This window comes from Undibacterium sp. GrIS 1.8, assembly GCF_040544445.1.
Taxonomy (GTDB): Bacteria; Pseudomonadota; Gammaproteobacteria; order Burkholderiales; family Burkholderiaceae_D; genus Undibacterium.
In genome coordinates this window covers 1-20065 of the sequence record NZ_JBEONQ010000008.1, presented here as the reverse complement: position 1 = coordinate 20065, position 20065 = coordinate 1, and the positions used below count along the sequence as shown (strand labels likewise).

The window sequence follows — 20065 nt, the reverse complement described above, 5'->3', positions numbered from 1 at the left end:
TTTTTTACAGTAATCGCCGCTAACCTCATTACACCCCATTCATCTTTTTACGCAACTATGACAAATACCAACGACAGTCTTTTTTTACGCGCACAAAAAACCACTCCCGGCGGCGTTAACTCACCCGTGCGTGCGTTCAAATCCGTAGGTGGTACACCGCGCTTTATCAAACGTGCAGAGGGTCCCTATTTTTGGGATGCAGAAGATCAGCGCTATATCGACTACATCGGTTCCTGGGGACCCGCCATCGTTGGTCACGCACATCCGGCTGTCGTCAAAGCGGTACAAGAAGCTGCTACACGCGGCCTCAGTTTTGGTGCGCCAACCGAAGGCGAAATCGAGATGGCAGAAGAAATCTGTCGCCTCGTGCCCTCAATAGAACAAGTGCGACTGGTATCCAGCGGCACCGAGGCAACGATGAGCGCATTGCGTCTGGCTCGCGGCGCGACCAAGCGCGATAAGATTATTAAGTTTGAAGGCTGCTATCACGGTCATGCCGATTCACTTTTGGTAAAAGCTGGCAGCGGCCTGCTCACCTTCGGCAATCCGACTTCTGCCGGTGTGCCAGAGGATTTCACCAAGCATACCTTGGTGCTCGACTACAACAATCCGCAACAACTGGAAGACGCCTTCAAAGCCTACGGCAAAGACATCGCCTGTGTGATCGTTGAACCGATTGCAGGCAACATGAATCTGATCAAAGCCACGCCGGCATTTTTACAAACCATGCGTCGCCTGTGCACTGAATATGGCAGCGTATTGATTTTTGATGAAGTCATGTGCGGCTTCCGCGTTGGCTTGGGCGGCGCACAAGCGCTGTACGGCATTAACGCAGACATCACGGCCTTAGGCAAAGTCATTGGCGGCGGATTACCTGTGGCGGCGTTTGGTGGACGTGCGGATTTAATGCAACACATGGCACCGATTGGCGGCGTTTATCAGGCGGGGACTTTGTCTGGCAATCCGGTTGCTGTAGCTGCTGGCATGACTACACTCAAACTGGTACAAGAGCCTGGCTTCTATGAAAATCTGACCGCGCAAACCCGCAAATTAGTGGAAGGTTTAAGCGCTGCGGCTAAAGAAGCAGACATCCCATTTTGCGCAGATTCAGAGGGCGGCATGTTCGGCCTTTACTTCGCTGCCGAGGTTCCAGCGACTTATGCTGCCATGATGTCCAGCGATAAAGACCGCTTCAACCGCTTCTTCCATCTGATGTTAGACGCCGGCGTCTACCTGGCACCGTCAGCATTTGAAGCAGGCTTTGTGTCAGCACAACATGACGATGCGGTCATCGCTGAGACGATCGCTGCGGCGAAAAAAGCGTTTGCGGAACTAGTGAAGTAATGGCCTCCGAGGTTACAGCCTTTGTTTAGCAAACTGAATAAAGTTAATATAAAACAGAACACTAAAGTAAAAAGAGGACTAGGTTCATGCAGCATCCTGAAGACCTAAAAATCCATGAACAAATACGCCAAAAGCGTATTGTCTATGTCATTACAGGCTTGTTCGCGGCTGTAATGCTGGGTTTAGGTTTACTGGCGATTTTTTCTGGTCATTTTGCGGGTACTACTAAACGCGGCCAACTCTTTAGCGCGGATGGATTGACTGCCCAATGGATGGGCGGTGTGCAGATATCCTTGGGCATGATGATATTAACAATTGTTATGCCGAATAAAACCGCAGCATTGCGCTGGGGAGTTATTTGGGCAATATTATTTTTAGGCTGTTTATTTGCCGCGATCTATAGCAAATGACATCCAGACAGCAATGAAGTAGTAGTTTATTTTGTCTACTAAAAGCTAGAAATTCGATGTGGATATGTAGGTGAGGTTTTAACCCCACGCGTTACGCTGATAAAAGGAAATTTGAGTTAAACCGAGATTTCCCTTTTGTGTCGACAAAAAAATTAAGTCTCGCGTTGATCTGCATTATACAAAAGATTAAATATATACTCCCAGTATGTATTTATTAGTTGTCCATATACTTACTGGACAATAAGGCGTTTTAGAAAAAAATAATGGGGAGTATATTTAAATGACGCTAGATAGGTTCTTCCCATTTTGTACAAAATTATTCAGTGCTTGATACAGAAAACCTCATCTAAACCTCTCAACCTTGGGTCAACCATTTGTCTCTACGCAGCACGTTCCCACATACCCTCTGCAAACTAGCATTGCTGTTGCTCGCTTGCAGTGTGTTGCTGACGGTGAGTGCCCTTGATTTTCCGCGACTGCAATCTACGCTACGCGCCATGGGTGGCAACCAGCAACTGCTGCTGGAATGGCGTAACCTGATTCAGACAAACATGGCGCTTACGACTAGCGCCAAATTAGAAAAAGTGAATGATTTTTTCAATCAAAAAATCACTTATACCGAGGATCAGGAAGTCTGGGGCGTTGAGGATTATTGGGCGACGCCGATGGAACTTTTATCGAAAGAAAAAGGCGATTGTGAAGACTACGTCATCGCCAAGTACTTCACCCTGCTGAACATGAACGTACCCGAAAATCAGTTACGCCTGATTTACGTCAAAGCAAAAATCACCAATGCCGATGGCACTAGCGCACAACAGGCGCACATGATCCTCGCTTACTACCCATCAAGTAGCGCCGAGCCATTGATCCTGGATAGTCTGGTCAACGATATTCGTCCGGCTTCACGCCGGCCAGACTTAATCCCGATCTTCAGCTTTAACAGTCAAGGCATTTACTCGGGCGTCGCAGGTAATACCAAACCTGGTGCCGGCGGCACTAGCCGGCTATCGCGCTGGCAAGATCTGTTAGAACGTGCCAAACGAGAAGGTTTTTAAAGGAAAATTTATGTCCATGTATCGTCAACTCTGGCTCGCCATTATCCTCAGTACCGTGCTGGCATCGGTAGGAAGTTTGCTTGCCTCCACACTGAGTTCACGGGCCTATCTGAATGAACAGCTACGCATGAAAAATGCCGATAACGCCAGCGTCTTAGCCTTATCACTGAATCAAAAAAACATCGATGCCGTCGAACTGGAACTGATCGTCACAGCTTTATTTGATCGCGGCTATTACGAAAATATCAGCATCATTAATCCAGAAGGAAAAAAACTGGTTGAACGCGTTGCAGAACCCGAGCGAGCGAGTGTTCCGAAATGGTTTATCCAGCTATTCCCGATCAACTCATTCCCCGGTCAGGCACAAATCAGCAATGGTTGGAAACAAGTCGGCACCATTTCTATCGTGACGCAAAGTGGTTTTGCTTATCAAGCGCTATGGGATTCTTCCTGCAAAATGCTAGCAGCGATTGGGCTGGCCGGTTTGATTTCTGGCTACCTCGGCACCCGCATTTTACGCCGCTTGAAGCGGCCTTTAGATACCGTGATTGAACAAGCTAATGCATTATCTGAAAGACGCTTTGTCACCACGCCAGAATCCGATGTGCCAGAACTTCGCAAGCTCACAGTAGCGATGAATGCCTCCGTCAATTTACTCAAATCTATGTTCGCAGAAGAAGCCTCCAGACTCGATACATTACAACGCGAAGCCAATACCGACGCCATCACAAACTTGGCCAATCGTTCCCATTTTATGGCGCGCCTGCAAGTCATGATAGAAGAGGAACATACCGCAACTGGTAGTCTGATACTGATGCGACTGGCGAATTTTTCACAGCTCAATCAACAACTGGGACGCGAGAAGACAGATTCCTTGTTAAGAATAATCGGTGGACAATTGACGGGTAGCGTGTCGGAATTAGAAGAAGGTTTTGCTGCCCGCTTAAACGGCTCGGACTTTGCAATACTGTGCAGGGAAAGTAATGCCGAGCCGCTGGCAACGGCCCTACTGAAACGGATACAAGATACGGTCAACGCAGTCGCCGAAAACTCCTGCACAATCTGCGTCGGCTATGGTGAGTTTAATTTTGGCATCAGCTCTGGCAAACTCTTATCCCAAGTCGACAGCGCCGTCGCCAGCGTAGAAAGCACAGGTATCAGCGGCACCCATCGTGCGCTACCTTTAGACATCACGCAGGCACCGAAAACTAAAGAAGAATGGACTAACTTAATCCAGCAAGCCTTACAGCAAGATAAAGTCAAGCTCGCGCTATTTCCTGTAGTGGATTTCCAGCAAAACATCGTCCATCAGGAATCAGCTTTACGCTTGATGTTTGATGATATTTGGTTTGCAGCGGGACGTTTTTTGCCCGTTGCAGAACGCTTGGGTTTGAGCACACAGTTAGATCTAGCGGCGATGAATCTGGGCTTAAACGAGTTAAGAAAAAATCCAAGTTTGGCGGGTGTTGCCGTCAATTTATCCGCATTATCAATCCGGGATACGACATTCCGTGCAGCAGTACAAACGCTGTTGAAAAACAACACAGAACTATGCAAGCGCTTATGGCTGGAGATTCCAGAAAATGGTGTGTTCAACCATCTGGATGCCTTTAGAATTTTTGAACAAATCGTGCATCCTTATGGCTGCAAAATCGGCTTCAAACACGCCGGTCATCAACTCAGCCGTATGAATTTAATCCACGACATCAAACTGGATTACCTGAAAATTGATGCCAGCTTTATCCGCAACATTGATGCCAATGCAAGTAACCAGGCATTTATCAAAGGCATGGCAAATATCTTGAATCATATCGATATCCAGGTATTCGCTGAAGGTGTTGGCTGTGCTGAGGAGATGGCGGCTCTGACTAATTTAGGAATTGCCGGAGCGACGGGAGTTGGGGTTGTAGCGAGATAACACCTAAGTCAGACTGAATTGATCGCTCATTGAATAATGAATAATGAGTGATGAGTAATGAGTGATCAAGCTTCAGTAAATTATTTTTAATTCAAGGCCTCAGATTATCAACTAACCCTATTTAGAACCAAGCTGACTCAGTTCAGGCCAGACATAACGCAAGGTCGGCACTTTGCCGCCACCTGGTGGCTCCCATAATTCGGTATCTGCCGCAACACCGCCCATGCGCTGATAAAAGCGTATGGCGGCATGATTGGCCTCCAGCACCCACAAATACAAACCTTGGCTTGCATTTTGACTGCGGCTCCAGACGGCAACATCGGCCATTAATTTTCCACCGAGATTTTGCCCTTTACTATCGGCTGCGACATGCAGATTATCGAGGTAATGCCCCCATTGCGGATCTTCGTTTGCGAATGCGCAAGCGAAGCCACAAAGAACACCGTTCTCTTCTGCAACAACGATATATTGATTTGCTGCAGGCTGGTGAAAACGCTCTTCCCACGACGCTAAGCGCTCAGCATGAATCTCATGATCAAGGTAAGCATCTTGCAGCAAACCCCGATACGCCAGTCTCCAGTTTTCAGCATGAAGATGGGCGATTGCTTTAGCGTCGGATAAGGTGGCAGTACGTAGTTGCATGAAGTTCATTTATGCCCTGTCAGATTAAAAATGAATATACGTAGTTTATTTGCTAGATTGCTTAGACAGAATTGCCATGCTATTCCAAGCAAGTTCTACAATTTACTTCAGCATTTTGCTCAAAATTTTCTCACGCAAATCTTGTCCAGCCAGATCATTGCTATCTGCTGCGGATGCGGGCGCTTTCGGCGCGTCGGACTTATTGTCGTGCAGCTTGAGCGTTTTAGTCGTGGGATTATTATCGAGGCACAAAGTATCGGAATAAACCGTCTTGCCGTTAACGGTGCAACGACGCACACCAGCATCTATCGTTACAGCTTGCTGCATATTGGCATTTGGCGTGCTGCTTGTATCTTGTGAGCTAACGGATGATTGCATGCCACTGGCATTTTTTAATTCAGTTGAAATCACATTCGCTGATTTACTCCATCTGGCTCGAGCCTGTGGAAAAGGCAATTCACCATAACGCGCCATATATAAAACACTCAAGCCTACTGCAGTTAATAACATCATCAAGAAGGAAATAGTCCATAAGCTCATAAAGCCAGATTGTTTTTGATTGATCATGGTAGTTCAGCAGAATTCATTCGTCTCAGGATCAGTTCGCTACGCCTTTGCAGGTAGCCGGATCCAGTATTTTTATCAAAGTATCTAGGCTTGGGTAACATTACGGCCAGCCTTGCCGCCTGGGCTGGACTGAGTGCTGCCGCCGTCACGCCGTAATAATGTTGCGACGCTGCCTCTGCACCGAATACGCCGACGCCCCACTCCACTACGTTTAAATAAATTTCTAAGATACGTTCTTTATCCATGCAGAGTTCTAGCATGTAGGTAATGATCAATTCTTGCCCTTTGCGCAAGTAGCTGCGCTGGCCGGATAAGAATAAATTTTTAGCCAATTGCTGGGTGATGGTGGAGCCACCAGAAACGACCTTGCCCTTCTTCTGATTTTTCTCATAAGCCTTTTGCAAGGCTTCCCAATCGACTCCTTCATGATCGACAAAAGTATCGTCCTCTGAGGCAATCACGGCACGCTTTAGGTTATTAGAAATCTTAGCGTACGGCACCCACTTCTGTTGAAGTTTGGCGTCGGGATTTTTCTCTTGCAACAGATCTAATTGATGTCGCATGAAACTGGTAGATGAGGGATTGAAATGTACCCACCAGCAAATTTGCAATAAGAAATACGCCTGCAACAACACAAATAATAATAGTGGCAACAGGATCAGCCATAAAAGGACGCGCTTCATGTTGGCTCCGGTGCTGTTGTCGATACAGGTGCAGTTGCATGTGCAGATACAGATACAGCTAAAGCCATGCGTAAATCAGCTAATATTTTTTGCGTCTCTGGTTGCACGCCGCGCCACAACTGGAACGCAGCGGCGGCTTGTTCCACCAGCATACCCAAGCCATCTCTGGTCTGCGTACCTTGCCCGGCGGCATAGCGCAGAAACGTCGTTGGCTGAGCGCCGTACATCATGTCATAGGCCAAGGTATGGGACGCAAATACGCCGGCAGGAACAGGCGGCAGATCGTCCTGCAAACTGGCTGAGGTGGCGTTGATGATGACGTCAAAGATGCCCGCTGCGTCAGCAAATGGCACTGCCTGAACTCTGCTATTGCTCGCCGCATCGGGATTGTACTGATGTGCCAGTGCGACTAACTCTTGTGCGCGTACCAAGCTACGATTAGCGATGATGAGTTCTGCCGGATGTTGTTCTAATAAGGGAAGAATTGCACCGCGCGCTGCTCCGCCTGCGCCCAGTAACAAAATACGTTTCGCTTTTAATACTATGCCTGCGTTTTGCACAATATCAGCGACCAGACCTTGTCCATCGGTGTTATCGCCGATGATCTCCTCACCATCAAACTTGAGCATATTTACCGCACCGGCGGCTAGTGCGCGCGGTGTCAGTTGGGTGGCTAATGCAAATGCTTCCAGCTTAAAAGGCACGGTGACGTTGGCACCTTTACCGCCCGCAGAACGGAATGCCTGCACACAGTCCGCAAAACCATCTAGCGGTGCCAGCAAACGCTGATAGTCGATATGTTGCACAGTCTGCATCGCAAAGCTGGCATGAATAGACGGCGATTTGCTATGCGCAATCGGATTGCCGATCACCACATAACGATCGGGCTCTGAAGAAGCAATCAATTGCCACCTCCGCGCAACTCGGTTTCTAACTGCTGGTCACGAGTAAATTTAAAACGGGTGATCACTATCCACAAATCGTCTTTATCATTCGAGCGCATATTGGGTGGGAATTTACCAAACGGCGCTGCACGTCTGACGATACGTAAAGCGGCGGCATCTAATGCGGGATTACCTGATGACTTCTCGACTTTTGGACCGCCATCTTTTTCATAAATAGTACCGTCCTGAAAAATCGGAATGTACACAATCAACTCACCATATAATTTTTTGCCGTTTTTTTGCGGAAAATCCAAGGTACCAATATCTTCCACCCGTTTTTGCAAAGTCTTGTAATACACCGCGTAACCAACTGCCTGGGTGCTGGGTGTAATAAAAGTTTTACGCGGGCGCTTATTCTGGTCTTCTATACTTTGCGAAATTTCAGCCGCCATGCGTGCCAGCGCCTGCGTGCTGTCGACATGATCTTGTCCATTGCTGGTCGGTTTAGCGTCGTTTGGCTTGTTGTCGGTTGGGGGCGGCGTATTGACGCGGGTTTTTAAATTGACTTGATCCATCAATTTTTTTTGCTGCTCTTCTAATTCCTCTACTTTGCGCTTGGCGACCATGATGCTGTCGCCGTTTTCAGTTTTACGCATATCTGGCAAAGGTGATTTAGCACGCCCGCTGTCATTAGCGCCGCCACCATCCAGATCGGCTTGCGCCAATGCCTCTGCTTTGAGTGGCTTTTTATCGTGTTTGGCGTTGACCAAGATGACTTCTAAACCAGGGTCAGCGGCCACGACTTCTGCCGGATGTGGAGCGACAAAATGCAGTAGCAGTATCGTCCCATGCAATACCAACGAGACCATGATAGCGATGGAGAGAATCAGATTATCTAAGATGGATTTCACAAATAATATCGTCGTTTTGAAAGAGCTTTGTTTTACGTTAGTCAGAACTATGAGCTATCCAGGCTCTGACTAATTTTTTATTAATTATCTGCTACCAAGTCTGAATCAGATTTTACATCGCCCGTTGCCGTATCGGCTTCAAGTTTCTGATCTTCTGAGGTATCAGCGTTGTTATCGATGCTGCCAGACTGGTTCGGCGATTCGTTTTCTGGCGCAGTCTGAGTTTCAGTATCAGCATCAACCTCAGTATCAACTACAGCGGCAGTATCGTCATCGCTCTCATCCATATCAACCAAACCTTCATCGGTGACGCTGGAGAGCATTTCGAGGACCCGCGCCTCGACACTGAGATCAACTTCATCCCAGCGCAGAATATCCAGTTTAACTTGCGCACCGCGCGCCATTTGCGGCATACCCGGCAAGCGGATAATCAATGGAATATCGACCAGACGCAGCACTTCATCCTTCAAGACGACTGCATCAACCTGACGTGCGTTCTCTTGCCCTAACCAACGCAAGCACCAATATCTTTCCATATTATTTTGGAAATCGGCATAGGCGGCATAGGCGGCATCAAAACCGGACACAATCGCAAACAGGTCGGCATCTTTTGGCTTGAACGGCGCAACCAGCGGTGCAGTGACGCCATGCTGTACGCAGGCAATGATCTGCCATTGATTGACCAGATCGGTGTAACGACGCAGTGGTGAAGTGCTCCAGGCATATTGATCCACGCCCAAGCCCTGATGCGGCGCAGCATGTGTGACCATGCGCACTTGCATCTTGGCCGCCCAACCACCGGAGCCGCCACCCTGCGCTCGGTAAATACCCGGAATACCATGATCTGCCATGAATTTACCCCAGGTACTGTTGGCAAAAATCATCAGCTCGGCAACCATCTTATCCAGCGGCGCACCACGCTTGCGGCGGACGATGGAGACGACATCATCTTCTACATAAAAATTGAAATCGACGCGATTGGTTTGTTCTGGTTTTAAACCAAAACCTTCGCGCTTGGCCATGCGACCTTTTTCCAATACTTGCGCCCATTGCCATATCTGCGCGATCTCGGCTTTATGCGGATACTCACCGGCATCGTTGGCGAGATTCTCTTCGGTGACTAAGGCGTCTAGATCGTTATGGCGCAAATTGGATGCCATCGGGATGGCCTCCAACTTGGTTTCCGTCGAGATCACACTCCAGTCGCTGGTATTGAGCGTCACATATAAGGACAGCGCCGGACGAGTCTGCCCCTCGCCCAAGGTATAAGTTTCTACCAAGGCATCAGGCAACATGGTGATCTTATCGCCGGGCATGTACACGGTCGACATGCGCGAGCGTGCAATCATGTCGAGTGCATCATTGCGTTGTATGCCCAGCGCCGGTGCCGCGATGTGGATACCGATGCGTATCTGGTCATTACCCAGCATGACGACGGAAAACGCATCGTCAATTTCTGTCGTGGTCACGTCATCAATCGAAAACGCTTGCACATCTGCCTCGGGCAAATCAGCCGGCAAGGACGGAATAGGCGCCGGCGGGAAGCCAATACCTTTCGGGAAATTCTCAAATAAAAATTTAGAGAAATGTAAATCTTTAGCACTCTTCACGCCACCGCAAGCCAGCATCAAGCGTTGTGGCGACATTTGCAGTGCATCGCAGGCTTCGGCAAAGGCTTTGTATTCGATGCCATTTTTTTCTGGCTTAAACAGCAGTTGCAAGGCCAGTGATTTGAACGCATCCGGCAAGCGACGCTGCTTTAACTCTTCTACATAGCCTGCCTGGATAATCGCTTGCTGCTTTTTCTTCTCTATCCCAGCCAATGCGGCTTTGAGCGACGCTTCTGGCGCCGCCTTATAACGACCGCGACCTTTTTTGTAGAAATAAACCGGTGCACCATGCAAGGCCAAAATCAGACCTGCGGCTTCTTCCGGTTTGGGTGCATGCCCAAAATATTCGGTACCAAGTTCTGCAAACCCAAACTCCTCCTCGCCTGCGACTTCCCACAAAAATTCCAGATCAATTTCAGCGGCTAGCGTTTTTGCCTGCACGAGCAAGCTGCTGGCATCGGGTGAAGCAAATTGCAGTAGCACGTCTTTAACGCGCACTTTGCTGCGCTTGCCGCTGGCGAGTTCTACCTGATATGCCTCGCCGGTTTGGGACATCACACTACCCGCTTTAAAGTCACCGGATTCTTCAAAAAATAAATTCATGCAATACTTCTTTTCTCTACAAAATAATCATTTTCATGGGAGTATCTGCAAAAATACCGCTTAATGTCCAATGATTCTCTGGACGATTAAAAATACACCCTACTAGTATTTATTCATCAAGCTAGCAATCGCAGGCAAAAATACCTCGGTCACCAATAAACAAGCGCCTTTGCGCCGGAACACCGAACGGCGCGCTAACAGACTGAGACTGGCGGATTGCTCCAAATCTATTCCATCTACGGCAGCGATTCTGCGCATCAGCGGATGCGCTCTCCGCAAACGCGCATACGTCAAATCACCACGCTGCACCAAAGGATCATTAAACAAAGTTGAGCCCAAAGAGCGTTCACCAAGCGAACTAAATAATGGCCACTGACTGGCAGTTGCGGTCAACGGTAGCACAGTGTGTGCGTACACCACCGCCTCGCCATCACAGCGCAACAATACTTCCCGCTCATATACTTTGGCGCGGCGCGGCAAACCAATCTGCATCGCCTCATCTGACAGACAAATTGCCTGACGCTGATGCAAACGCTGTACTCTAAACTGATCTGAACAGGCCACTAGTCTGGCCGTCAGCGAGGAGCGATTGGTCAGCCAATCAACCATTTTTGCGGAAGCCTGAACACCATTGACATGCGTAAGCCAATGGGCAAAAGCAGGCGAATGACTACGCAAAATGGTAGCGCTCAAAGTAGCACTGCTCACGCGGCCGTCACTCATATCGTTGATCGCAAACACAGCAAACCAAGATCAGATTCCCGCGTCACAAAACAATAAAACCTGATCCAGATAATCGACAAAATCCGCCATGCCATGATCACTTCCTTCGATCACGATTTGTTTGGCGGCCGGATAATGCGCTGTTATTTCGCGCCAATCTAACACTTCGTCACCGGTCGCAGCCAGCAAAAAATAACGCTCAGCTTGTGTGATTGCCGCCACTTCGTATGCGCGCAATTGCGGCACGTATTCCGCTTTAAACTCAAACACCTCGTCGCTGTGATAAGCGGTCGTGACACCCACATACTTTTCCAGATCACGTGGCGGCTTGACGGCTGGGTTGAGCAAGATCGCCTTGCAGCCATATTTTTCTGCCAGCCAGGTCGCGTAAAAACCACCAAGCGACGAGCCAATCACGGTGATATCTTCTGGAGCATAAGCTGACATCAGTTGCTCTGCCTGCTGAATCGCCAGCAAAGGCGATGCCGACAATTGTGGACAAACATATTCTTCTGCACGCCCCAAGCTGTGCATGTATTCCGCCATTTTGCGTGCTTTAAACGATTGTGGTGAGGAGCGAAAGCCATGCAGGTATAAAATCATGCAGCGACCGTTTTGCTCGCCAGCGCATCCAACAATTTTTGATGAATTCCACCAAAACCGCCGTTGCTCATCACCAGAATGTGGTCACCCGTTTGCGCTTGCTGCACGATGGCACTAACCAGCTTGTCAAGATCATTGAAGACTGAGGCTTTGGCGCCCAGCGGACTCAAGGTTTCTGCCAGATCCCATCCTATCACCGACTTGCCTCCTGCAGAAGCAGTCGGAGCTGCGTAGGCAAACACCAAGTCAGCCTGCTCCAGACTACCGGGCAAGGCTTGCTTCATACTACCCAACTTCATGGTGTTGGAACGCGGCTCCAGTACGGCCAAAATGCGCCCGGCGCCGACCTTGCGACGCAAACCCGCAACCGTTGTCGTGATTGCCGTAGGATGGTGTGCAAAATCATCAACGACAGTAACTCCACCCTCAACCCCACGCACTTCCATACGGCGCTTGACGTTGACAAACTGCGCCAGCGCCTCAATCGCAATCGCAGGAGTGACGCCGACATGGCGTGCAGCAGCAATCGCGGCTAAAGCATTCAGACGATTGTGAGCACCGTTCAGTTGCCACTGCACCACACCTTGGGATTGACCATTGAAAAACACTTCAAAATCTTCGCCATCTTGCAGCGACAAGGACCAGCCTTGCTGGTCTGCAGACGCATCGGTAGTGAAGAATTCTTTCTCACTCCAGCAACCGCGTTGTAGCACGTTTTGTAAAGTGGCTTCCTCCCCATTCACAATCAAGCGCCCGACGCCGGGCACGGTGCGCACCAAATGATGGAACTGGGTTTCTATCGCCGCCACGTCCGGAAAAATATCTGCGTGGTCGTATTCGAGGTTATTTAAAATTGCGGTCTTAGCATGGTAATGGACAAACTTACTGCGCTTATCAAAAAACGCCGTGTCGTACTCGTCCGCCTCAATGACAAAAAAATCCGAGGCTTGCGAACCGGAGAGTCGGGCGGAAATACCAAAATTGAGCGGCACTCCCCCGATTAAAAAGCCTGGCGCATAACCAGCAGACTCCAGTATCCATGCCAGCATCGCCGACGTTGTGGTCTTGCCATGTGTACCTGCTACCGCCAGCACCCACTTGTCGCGCAAGATATGCTCGCCCATCCATTGCGGACCAGAGATGTAGGGTAAACCGCGGTTTAAAATTTCTTCCATCAGCAGATTGCCGCGTGTGACCACATTACCAATCACAAACAAATCCGGCTCCAACGCGATTTGATCCGCCGCAAAACCTTCGGTCAGCTCAATCCCTTGCGCCTGCAACTGAGTGCTCATCGGCGGATAGACATTGGCGTCGCAGCCAGTAACTTTATGTCCGGCCTCCTTCGCCAAGACCGCCAGACCGCCCATAAATGTGCCGCAGATACCTAATATATGAATATGCATGGTTTTTATCGCGCTATCGAAGCGCCTAAGCGAATAAGTGCAATACAGGAATTAGCGAGACCGTGAGAATAATTCCGTGTGATCAAAACGATCAAACAGACTAAAACGATTTGGCACAAATCCTGCAAATTTTAGAATCCCGCAATTCTACCTGACAGACGACCGCCTCAAGACATCTGCCAAGAGATTCCGTACGACTAGAAACATCGCAAAGTATTTTGGTTTATGATGCCGCAATGATGATGAGCAGCCTAAACGAATCCGACTCCCTGCGCGCAGAAATCGCTGCGCTGGCAGCCCGTATGATCGCTGAGGATGGTGCAGACTATGGATCTGCCAAGCGACGCGCTGCCAAACAGTTGCTGGGCAACCAAAAAATTCGTGGCGATGTGATGCCAGATAATCAAGAAATTGAGCAAGAAGTCCGTGAATACAATGCGATTTTCTTTGGTGACACACAGCCGCAACGTTTGCTGGAATTACGAAAAATTGCTGTTGAGGTCATGCAAGAACTGGAGAAGTTTAATCCCTACCTGGTCGGCGCCGCGTTAAATGGCACCGCCGGCGAGCATTCTGATATTCATTTGCATTTATTTACCGACAATAGCAAGGACGTCACGATTTTTTTGCTAAACAAAGATATCCGCTTTGAAGTATCCGAAAATAGTGCGGGAAATCGTGCCCATAAACGTAGTGAACAAGTTGAAACACTCAGCTTCATGTACAAACAGGAAGGTGTTCATCTGGCTTTATACAACCAGGACGACATCAAACATGGCGGACGCAATGAGCGCGCTTCTATCGCCGCAGTCAAAGCATTGATTACAGAAAGTCAGGAATGAATAAACGTTTTCTTATCGCAGCAGTACTGATCGCGATTGCCTCAGCAACTGTAGGCGTAGTCGCCGCCAATAAGCAATTGGCGCCCGTAGCACCTAAAAATACCAGTGTGGCGCAATTGATGGGGCTCACACTATCTGACAGCAAAGGCCAGGCTCAGAAACTGGCGCAATGGCAAGGTAAGTTTTTAGTCGTTAATTTCTGGGCGACCTGGTGCGGTCCTTGCGTACAAGAAATGCCCGAGTTATCTGCGCTACAAAAGGAACTATCTGGAAAGAATGTTCAATTACTAGGCTTAGGCATCGATAGTCCGACCAATATTGCTGAGTTTGCCAAAAAATATCAGATTACTTATCCAGTATTTTCAGCTGGCATGGAAGGCACAGAATTATCGCGCCAGCTAGGCAATCAAGGCGGTGGGTTGCCATTTACAGTACTGATTGCGGCGGATGGCAGTATTGCAAAACAGTATCTGGGACGCTTAAAAATGGAGGAATTGCGCGCTGATATTGCAAAACTATCTAACGTAGCAAAATAGTTTTCCTTGCCAATACCAAGTAAATAGCGGCAAAATGCGTTATCTTCGTGAAATAGAATTGATAATATGGCAAGCAAACTGCTGCTGCTGAATGGTCCGAATTTAAATTTGCTCGGGACTCGTGAGCCGCATATTTACGGTTCAGTTACCTTGGCAGACCTAGAAAGTGCAGCAAAATTGCAAGCCGCGCAAGCTGGGGCGGAACTGCAAAGTTTTCAAAGTAATCATGAAGGCGCTTTAATTGACCGCATCCATGCAGCAAGATTGGAGCAAGTTAACGCGATCATTATTAATCCCGGCGCACTCACACATACCAGCGTCGCTTTGCGCGATGCTTTGGTTGGTGTAGCAATTCCGTTTATTGAGGTGCATATTTCCAACGTGCACCAAAGAGAAAACTTCCGGCACCATTCCTATCTGTCCGACGTCGCCACAGGCGTGATCCTCGGACTTGGCACTGAAGGCTATCGATTAGCGATTGACTTTAGCCTAAAAAATCTTTAAATTCTTGCATCTTCACGCAATTTACCCATATTATCTTTGATATGACATATAATTATGTCCATTCAATGCTTGTTTTCTAAGCTGGTTATTGCGCTGATGCGCTTGTTCTAATCACGTTTTCTGAGTCATTTTGCTCGCTCAGAAACATCTTCACTAGGGGATTTCACATGGATTTAAGAAAACTCAAGACCTTGATCGATCTCGTCGCCGAGTCAGATATTGCAGAACTCGAAGTCACTGAAGGCGAAGGTAAAGTCCGCATCGTTAAATCTTCTGCAATGCCGCAAAATCAAGTTGTGATGATGCAGCCGCAACATATGCAGCAAATGCCTCAACAAATGGCAGCAGCGCCAGTAGCAGCAAGCGCACCTGCAGCACCAGTAGTTCCCGATGGTCATGTAGTCAAATCCCCTATGGTTGGTACTTTTTACCGCTCCTCTGCGCCTGGTAATGCCGCGTTTGTAGAAATCGGAAAAAGCGTTAAAGAAGGCGAAACCCTTTGCATCATCGAAGCGATGAAACTGTTGAATGAAATCGAAAGCGATTTTACTGGCACGATCAAACAGATTTTGGTGGAAAACGGCCAACCTGTTGAATACGGTCAGCCCTTGTTTATCGTAGGATAGTTGTAAGATCGCCGCAAGATCACTCTCGGCGAACACTACGATTACTCCTGGCTAAATTTACAGCTAAAGTCTCACAGCTAAAGCCACAGCTAAACCCAGTTTTTTTATATGATCTCATTAAAGAAATCAGTGCTTTATAAAAATACTGCCTGCAACGCTGCAAGCACTGCCACCGTAAAATTCATATCATGTTTGAAAAAATTCTAATTGCCAACCGGGGTGAAATCGCGCTACGTATCCAGCGCGCCTGCCGCGAAATGGGTATCAAAACCGTCGTCGTTCATTCCGAAGCCGACCGTGAAGCCAAATACGTCAAACTAGCCGATGAGTCCGTCTGTATCGGGCCAGCGCCATCCAATCTGAGCTATCTCAGCATGCCAGCGATCATCAGCGCAGCAGAAGTGACCGATGCGCAAGCGATTCACCCTGGCTACGGCTTCTTATCTGAAAATGCAGATTTCGCTGAGCGGGTTGAGCAATCCGGCTTTGTCTTTATTGGACCGCGTGCGGAATCCATTCGCTTGATGGGCGATAAAGTCTCTGCCAAGCAAGCTATGATCAAAACTGGCGTGCCTTGCGTACCAGGCTCTGAAGGCGCTTTGCCGGATGATCCAAAAGTAATTGTACAAACTGCCCGTAAAGTCGGCTATCCGGTCATCATCAAAGCGGCTGGCGGCGGCGGCGGGCGCGGTATGCGCGTGGTACACACCGAAGCTGCTTTGCTGAATGCGGTTACGATGACCAAAGCAGAAGCAGGCGCGGCTTTCGGCAATCCAGAAGTGTATATGGAAAAATTTCTGGAAAATCCACGCCATGTGGAAATCCAGATTCTGGCAGATCAGCACGGCAATGCGATCTGGTTAGGCGAGCGCGATTGCTCCATGCAACGTCGCCACCAAAAAGTAATTGAAGAAGCACCGGCACCGGGTATTCCTCGCAAGACTATAGAAAAAATTGGCGAACGTTGCGCCGCTGCATGCCGCAAAATTGGCTATCGTGGCGCTGGTACGTTTGAGTTTTTGTATGAAAACGGTGAGTTCTATTTCATCGAAATGAATACTCGCGTGCAAGTAGAACACCCTGTGACAGAAATGATCACCGGTGTCGATATCGTGCAAGAGCAGATTCATATCGCTTTCGGCGAAAAATTGCGTTTCCGCCAGGCCGACATCGAGTTCAAAGGCCATGCAGTTGAATGTCGTATCAATGCAGAAGACCCGTTTAAGTTTGTCCCGTCACCAGGTCGCATCACGTCCTGGCATACACCAGGCGGTCCTGGGATTCGGGTAGATTCACATGCCTACGCGGGCTACTTTGTACCACCAAATTATGATTCCATGATCGGCAAAGTAATTGCTTACGGCACAACGCGTGAGCAAGCCATCCGCCGCATGCAAATCGCCTTATCCGAAATGGTAGTAGAAGGCATACAAACCAATATCCCCTTGCATCGTGAATTGATGGTGGATGCCCGCTTTATTGAAGGCGGCACCAACATCCATTATCTGGAACACAAGCTGGCAGAAATGCCGGATCTGTCCAAAAAAACGAAGTAAATTAGTAAGCAGAAAGATTCAAACATGGCCTGGATAGAAATTCTCATCGAAGTAGCGCGTGAACACGCTGAAAACCTGTCAGATGCCTTGATGGAAGCGGGTGCTTTATCGGTGTCGGTAGAAGATGCGGATGAAGGTACTGATGCTGAAAAACCGTTATTCGGTGAGCCAGGTATGGAGCCGGAAGAAGCGGCTTGGGATCGTAGTCGGGTGGTGGCGTTAATTGCTGCCGACGCCGATGCTGCCGCAATTTTGGCAGAAGCATCAGCGGCGATTGCATTGACAACAATTCCAGCCTACACGACTCGCCATGTAGAAGATCAGGATTGGGTTAGATTGACCCAATCGCAGTTTGAGCCTATACACATCGGCAAAAATATTTGGGTAGTACCGAGCTGGCACGAGATTCCCGACCCTGCAGCCTTGGTACTGGAGCTAGATCCCGGTCTGGCATTTGGCACCGGTAGTCACCCGACTACTCGCCTCTGCATGGAATGGCTAGAGGCGCACGCGCCAAAAGAGTTATCTGTATTGGATTACGGTTGCGGTTCTGGCATTTTAGCGATGGTGGCAAAAAAACTGGGTGCGCAAGCCGTTGTCGGCGTGGATATTGACCCTCAAGCGATCGAGTCAGCCAACTTTAATGCTGAACGCAATCATTGCGATATTACTTACACGCTGCCTGAGCAATTCTCTGCATCCCATCCGGTTGGAACGCAGTTTGATGTCGTGGTCGCGAATATTTTATCCAGCCCATTAAAGGTCATGGCACCGATGTTATCTGGTCGGGTTGCGGCTGGTGGATTTTTAATTTTATCCGGTGTTTTAGCCCGTCAGGCAGAAGAAGTTGCCGCCGCTTATGCACCGTTTATTACACTCACAGTCTGGGCAGAACATGAGGGCTGGGTAGCGCTCTCCGGAAAAAAACCTAGCTAAGCCCCATAAAGCAATTTAAATAAGCAAAAACTAAGCATCGACATCACATGGCACTCGCCACCCAATGCCCCCACTGCCAAACGACTTTCCGAGTCGCCAATGATCAGTTAAAACTGCATGGCGGTCTGGTGCGCTGCGGCTCTTGCCAGCAGACGTTTAACGGGATAGAGCATCTGCTCGGGCCGACGGTGCAAACAGCGCCAACGGTAGCACTCGAGGTGCAAGTTGCGCCGGTAGTGCCTATCAATGTTGATGGCGACTTAAATACCGACGTCGATTCTCATATCGACGAGCATCATGAAATCGCTGCAACAGAGAGAAAAGCAGAATCTAGCCTGCTCCAAACTGCTGAATTGAATACAGCAGTTTCTGTAGCAGATTCGTCGTCTGGCATCGATCAAACACCGCCCCAGACACCAATCAGCGAGGTAGTCAGTACCGCAGTCACTACAGCAGCCAACACCGCGCTGGTGACTGACTCTCCAGCAGCAGAAATTAGCGCTGACTCCTTAGATTTTGATCTCGGGATGGATGAGGACATCAGCTCACCTGCCAAGCACGATAAGACCACACTCTCTAACGACAGCAATTTAGATGATGAAGCAATCGGGCAAGTAGAACTACAAACCCGCATTGCCTTGATGGATGAACCAGGATGGTCTGCGACAGAGGCGGAAGAGGATACTGGCCCCGCAGACCACAAGCAAGAACCTTATTTGCATGAGCCTGCAAGCGCCGATAATACCGTCAACGCAGATGAGCCTGGAAACTCAAACCCCGAAGCTGATGATTATGCTGGTGAGCCAGAGGCTTATTTGCATGACGGCCTGACTTTTGACACGACTGGTAAAGCAGATTCCATCACTGACGATTTATCTGAAGGTACATCACCAGTAACGGATGCAAACGCAGAGACTGATCTCGATACACCGGGCTTTATTTTAGCGGCGGAAAAACGTAAAGGACGTAGCAAAATCCTGCGCGGCTTGATGATTACTTTGTCGTTAGTCCTGTTTGTCGGGCTGCTGGGACAAGGCATATTTATTGCACGCAATCACATCGCAGCCTGGGTGCCGCAAACTAAACCGATGCTGGCCGATGCCTGCAAATTACTGCATTGCCAAATTAGCTTGCTCGCCCAAATCGATCAAATCTCGCTGGAATCAAATGAGTTGCAAGCCTTGTCGACGGATAAGAATGTCTTTTCGCTAGCGATACAGTTACAAAATAAAAGCGCCACCGCACAAGCATGGCCAATGGTGGAGCTGATTTTAAATGACGCTAAAGATAAGCCTGTCTTGCGTAAAGTATTTAAGCCAGAAGAGTACTTGAGTGACAAAAATAATAGGCCCGACACTAAGTCAGATAGTAATAAATTAGACTCCAAGCTCGAGAACAAAACTGATTTAGCAAACCAGTTGAGTAAAGGCTTTAGCGCCGCCAGCGACCAGCAAATCAAACTGTATTTCGAGTTATCTCAGACCAAAGCATCCGGTTATCACCTAAGCATCTTCTATCCCTAATTCTATTCTTTAGTGTTGAATGCGGTGTTGCGACACAACGCCGGGCTAGCAATATTCCCGCTCAATCAAAAACAATGCCCTCATTAGTGTAAGCGTCCAACGCTACCATCTATGAACAGCAAATAATTTCATGCACTGTCCAGACTGGATCATTTTGGAGAGCAAAGTATGTCAAGAATCAAA

At 48.6% G+C, this 20065-nt stretch carries 20 protein-coding genes; 11 read left to right on the top strand and 9 right to left on the bottom strand.

All coding sequences use genetic code 11. The features are described 5' to 3' along the window. Positions 1-57 precede the first annotated feature (57 nt). The 4 genes from hemL to AAKU64_RS05365 all read left to right on the top strand — a co-directional run bounded on the left by hemL (position 58) and on the right by AAKU64_RS05365 (position 4727). Complete coding sequence (hemL, locus tag AAKU64_RS05380) at positions 58-1344, top strand: glutamate-1-semialdehyde 2,1-aminomutase (RefSeq protein ID WP_354361625.1); 1287 nt, start codon at positions 58-60, stop codon at positions 1342-1344. Positions 1345-1430: 86 nt separating this feature from the next. Beyond that, positions 1431-1754: a hypothetical protein gene (locus AAKU64_RS05375; RefSeq protein WP_354361623.1), complete on the top strand. Its 324-nt coding sequence runs from the start codon at positions 1431-1433 to the stop codon at positions 1752-1754. A gap of 374 nt (positions 1755-2128) precedes the next feature. Next, the gene (locus tag AAKU64_RS05370) at positions 2129-2809 is read left to right on the top strand and encodes a transglutaminase-like cysteine peptidase (protein ID WP_354361622.1); all 681 of its coding nucleotides are present in this window, start codon (positions 2129-2131) and stop codon (positions 2807-2809) included. A gap of 10 nt (positions 2810-2819) precedes the next feature. Further along, positions 2820-4727 carry a bifunctional diguanylate cyclase/phosphodiesterase gene (locus AAKU64_RS05365; RefSeq protein WP_354361620.1) on the top strand — a complete coding sequence of 636 codons (1908 nt, stop codon included), beginning with the start codon at positions 2820-2822 and terminating at the stop codon, positions 4725-4727. Between the two features lie 117 nt (positions 4728-4844). Here AAKU64_RS05365 and AAKU64_RS05360 read toward each other — a convergent pair whose 3' ends face one another. The 9 genes from AAKU64_RS05360 to mpl form a co-directional block, all read right to left on the bottom strand. Continuing rightward, complete coding sequence (locus AAKU64_RS05360; protein ID WP_354361618.1) at positions 4845-5378, bottom strand: GNAT family N-acetyltransferase; 534 nt, start codon at positions 5376-5378, stop codon at positions 4845-4847. Positions 5379-5471: 93 nt separating this feature from the next. Next, on the bottom strand, positions 5472-5936 hold the full coding sequence (locus AAKU64_RS05355) for a hypothetical protein (protein ID WP_354361616.1): 465 nt from the start codon (positions 5934-5936) through the stop codon (positions 5472-5474). Then, complete coding sequence (gene mtgA / locus AAKU64_RS05350) at positions 5933-6619, bottom strand: monofunctional biosynthetic peptidoglycan transglycosylase (RefSeq protein WP_354361614.1); 687 nt, start codon at positions 6617-6619, stop codon at positions 5933-5935. The genes AAKU64_RS05355 and mtgA overlap by 4 nt, the downstream gene beginning before the upstream one ends. Beyond that, positions 6616-7524: a shikimate dehydrogenase gene (aroE, locus tag AAKU64_RS05345; RefSeq protein ID WP_354361612.1), complete on the bottom strand. Its 909-nt coding sequence runs from the start codon at positions 7522-7524 to the stop codon at positions 6616-6618. Before aroE ends, mtgA begins: the two co-directional genes overlap by 4 nt. Beyond that, positions 7521-8414 (bottom strand): TonB family protein, encoded by an 894-nt coding sequence (locus AAKU64_RS05340; RefSeq protein ID WP_416200139.1) that lies wholly within the window; start codon positions 8412-8414, stop codon positions 7521-7523. Before AAKU64_RS05340 ends, aroE begins: the two co-directional genes overlap by 4 nt. 80 nt (positions 8415-8494) lie before the next feature. Further along, positions 8495-10627 carry a ribonuclease catalytic domain-containing protein gene (locus AAKU64_RS05335; RefSeq protein WP_354361610.1) on the bottom strand — a complete coding sequence of 711 codons (2133 nt, stop codon included), beginning with the start codon at positions 10625-10627 and terminating at the stop codon, positions 8495-8497. A 102-nt stretch (positions 10628-10729) separates the two neighbouring features. After that, entirely contained in the window at positions 10730-11320 is a 591-nt protein-coding gene (locus tag AAKU64_RS05330; RefSeq protein ID WP_354331108.1) for a chorismate--pyruvate lyase family protein, read from the bottom strand. 60 nt (positions 11321-11380) lie between these two features. Continuing rightward, positions 11381-11953, bottom strand: coding sequence for a YqiA/YcfP family alpha/beta fold hydrolase (locus tag AAKU64_RS05325; RefSeq protein WP_354361608.1), 573 nt, complete (start codon positions 11951-11953; stop codon positions 11381-11383). Further along, complete coding sequence (gene mpl, locus AAKU64_RS05320; RefSeq protein ID WP_354361606.1) at positions 11950-13359, bottom strand: UDP-N-acetylmuramate:L-alanyl-gamma-D-glutamyl-meso-diaminopimelate ligase; 1410 nt, start codon at positions 13357-13359, stop codon at positions 11950-11952. Before mpl ends, AAKU64_RS05325 begins: the two co-directional genes overlap by 4 nt. Positions 13360-13601: 242 nt before the next feature. Here mpl and AAKU64_RS05315 point away from each other — a divergent pair, with 242 nt between their 5' ends. The 7 genes from AAKU64_RS05315 to AAKU64_RS05285 all read left to right on the top strand — a co-directional run bounded on the left by AAKU64_RS05315 (position 13602) and on the right by AAKU64_RS05285 (position 19882). After that, a complete protein-coding gene (locus AAKU64_RS05315) occupies positions 13602-14201 on the top strand; it encodes a hypothetical protein (RefSeq protein ID WP_354361604.1) in 600 nt (199 codons plus the stop codon). Beyond that, a complete protein-coding gene (locus AAKU64_RS05310) occupies positions 14198-14737 on the top strand; it encodes a TlpA family protein disulfide reductase (RefSeq protein WP_322121347.1) in 540 nt (179 codons plus the stop codon). Before AAKU64_RS05315 ends, AAKU64_RS05310 begins: the two co-directional genes overlap by 4 nt. Positions 14738-14803: 66 nt before the next feature. Next, positions 14804-15241, top strand: a complete 438-nt coding sequence (gene aroQ, locus AAKU64_RS05305) for a type II 3-dehydroquinate dehydratase (protein ID WP_354361602.1) — start codon at positions 14804-14806, stop codon at positions 15239-15241. Positions 15242-15408: 167 nt separating this feature from the next. Further along, positions 15409-15867 carry an acetyl-CoA carboxylase biotin carboxyl carrier protein gene (gene accB, locus AAKU64_RS05300; RefSeq protein ID WP_322121345.1) on the top strand — a complete coding sequence of 153 codons (459 nt, stop codon included), beginning with the start codon at positions 15409-15411 and terminating at the stop codon, positions 15865-15867. 188 nt (positions 15868-16055) lie between these two features. After that, positions 16056-17423 carry an acetyl-CoA carboxylase biotin carboxylase subunit gene (accC, locus tag AAKU64_RS05295; RefSeq protein ID WP_354331118.1) on the top strand — a complete coding sequence of 456 codons (1368 nt, stop codon included), beginning with the start codon at positions 16056-16058 and terminating at the stop codon, positions 17421-17423. Between the two features lie 24 nt (positions 17424-17447). Continuing rightward, entirely contained in the window at positions 17448-18359 is a 912-nt protein-coding gene (gene prmA, locus AAKU64_RS05290) for a 50S ribosomal protein L11 methyltransferase (protein ID WP_354361600.1), read from the top strand. 47 nt (positions 18360-18406) lie between these two features. Next, positions 18407-19882 carry a DUF3426 domain-containing protein gene (locus AAKU64_RS05285; RefSeq protein WP_354361598.1) on the top strand — a complete coding sequence of 492 codons (1476 nt, stop codon included), beginning with the start codon at positions 18407-18409 and terminating at the stop codon, positions 19880-19882. Positions 19883-20065 lie beyond the last annotated feature (183 nt).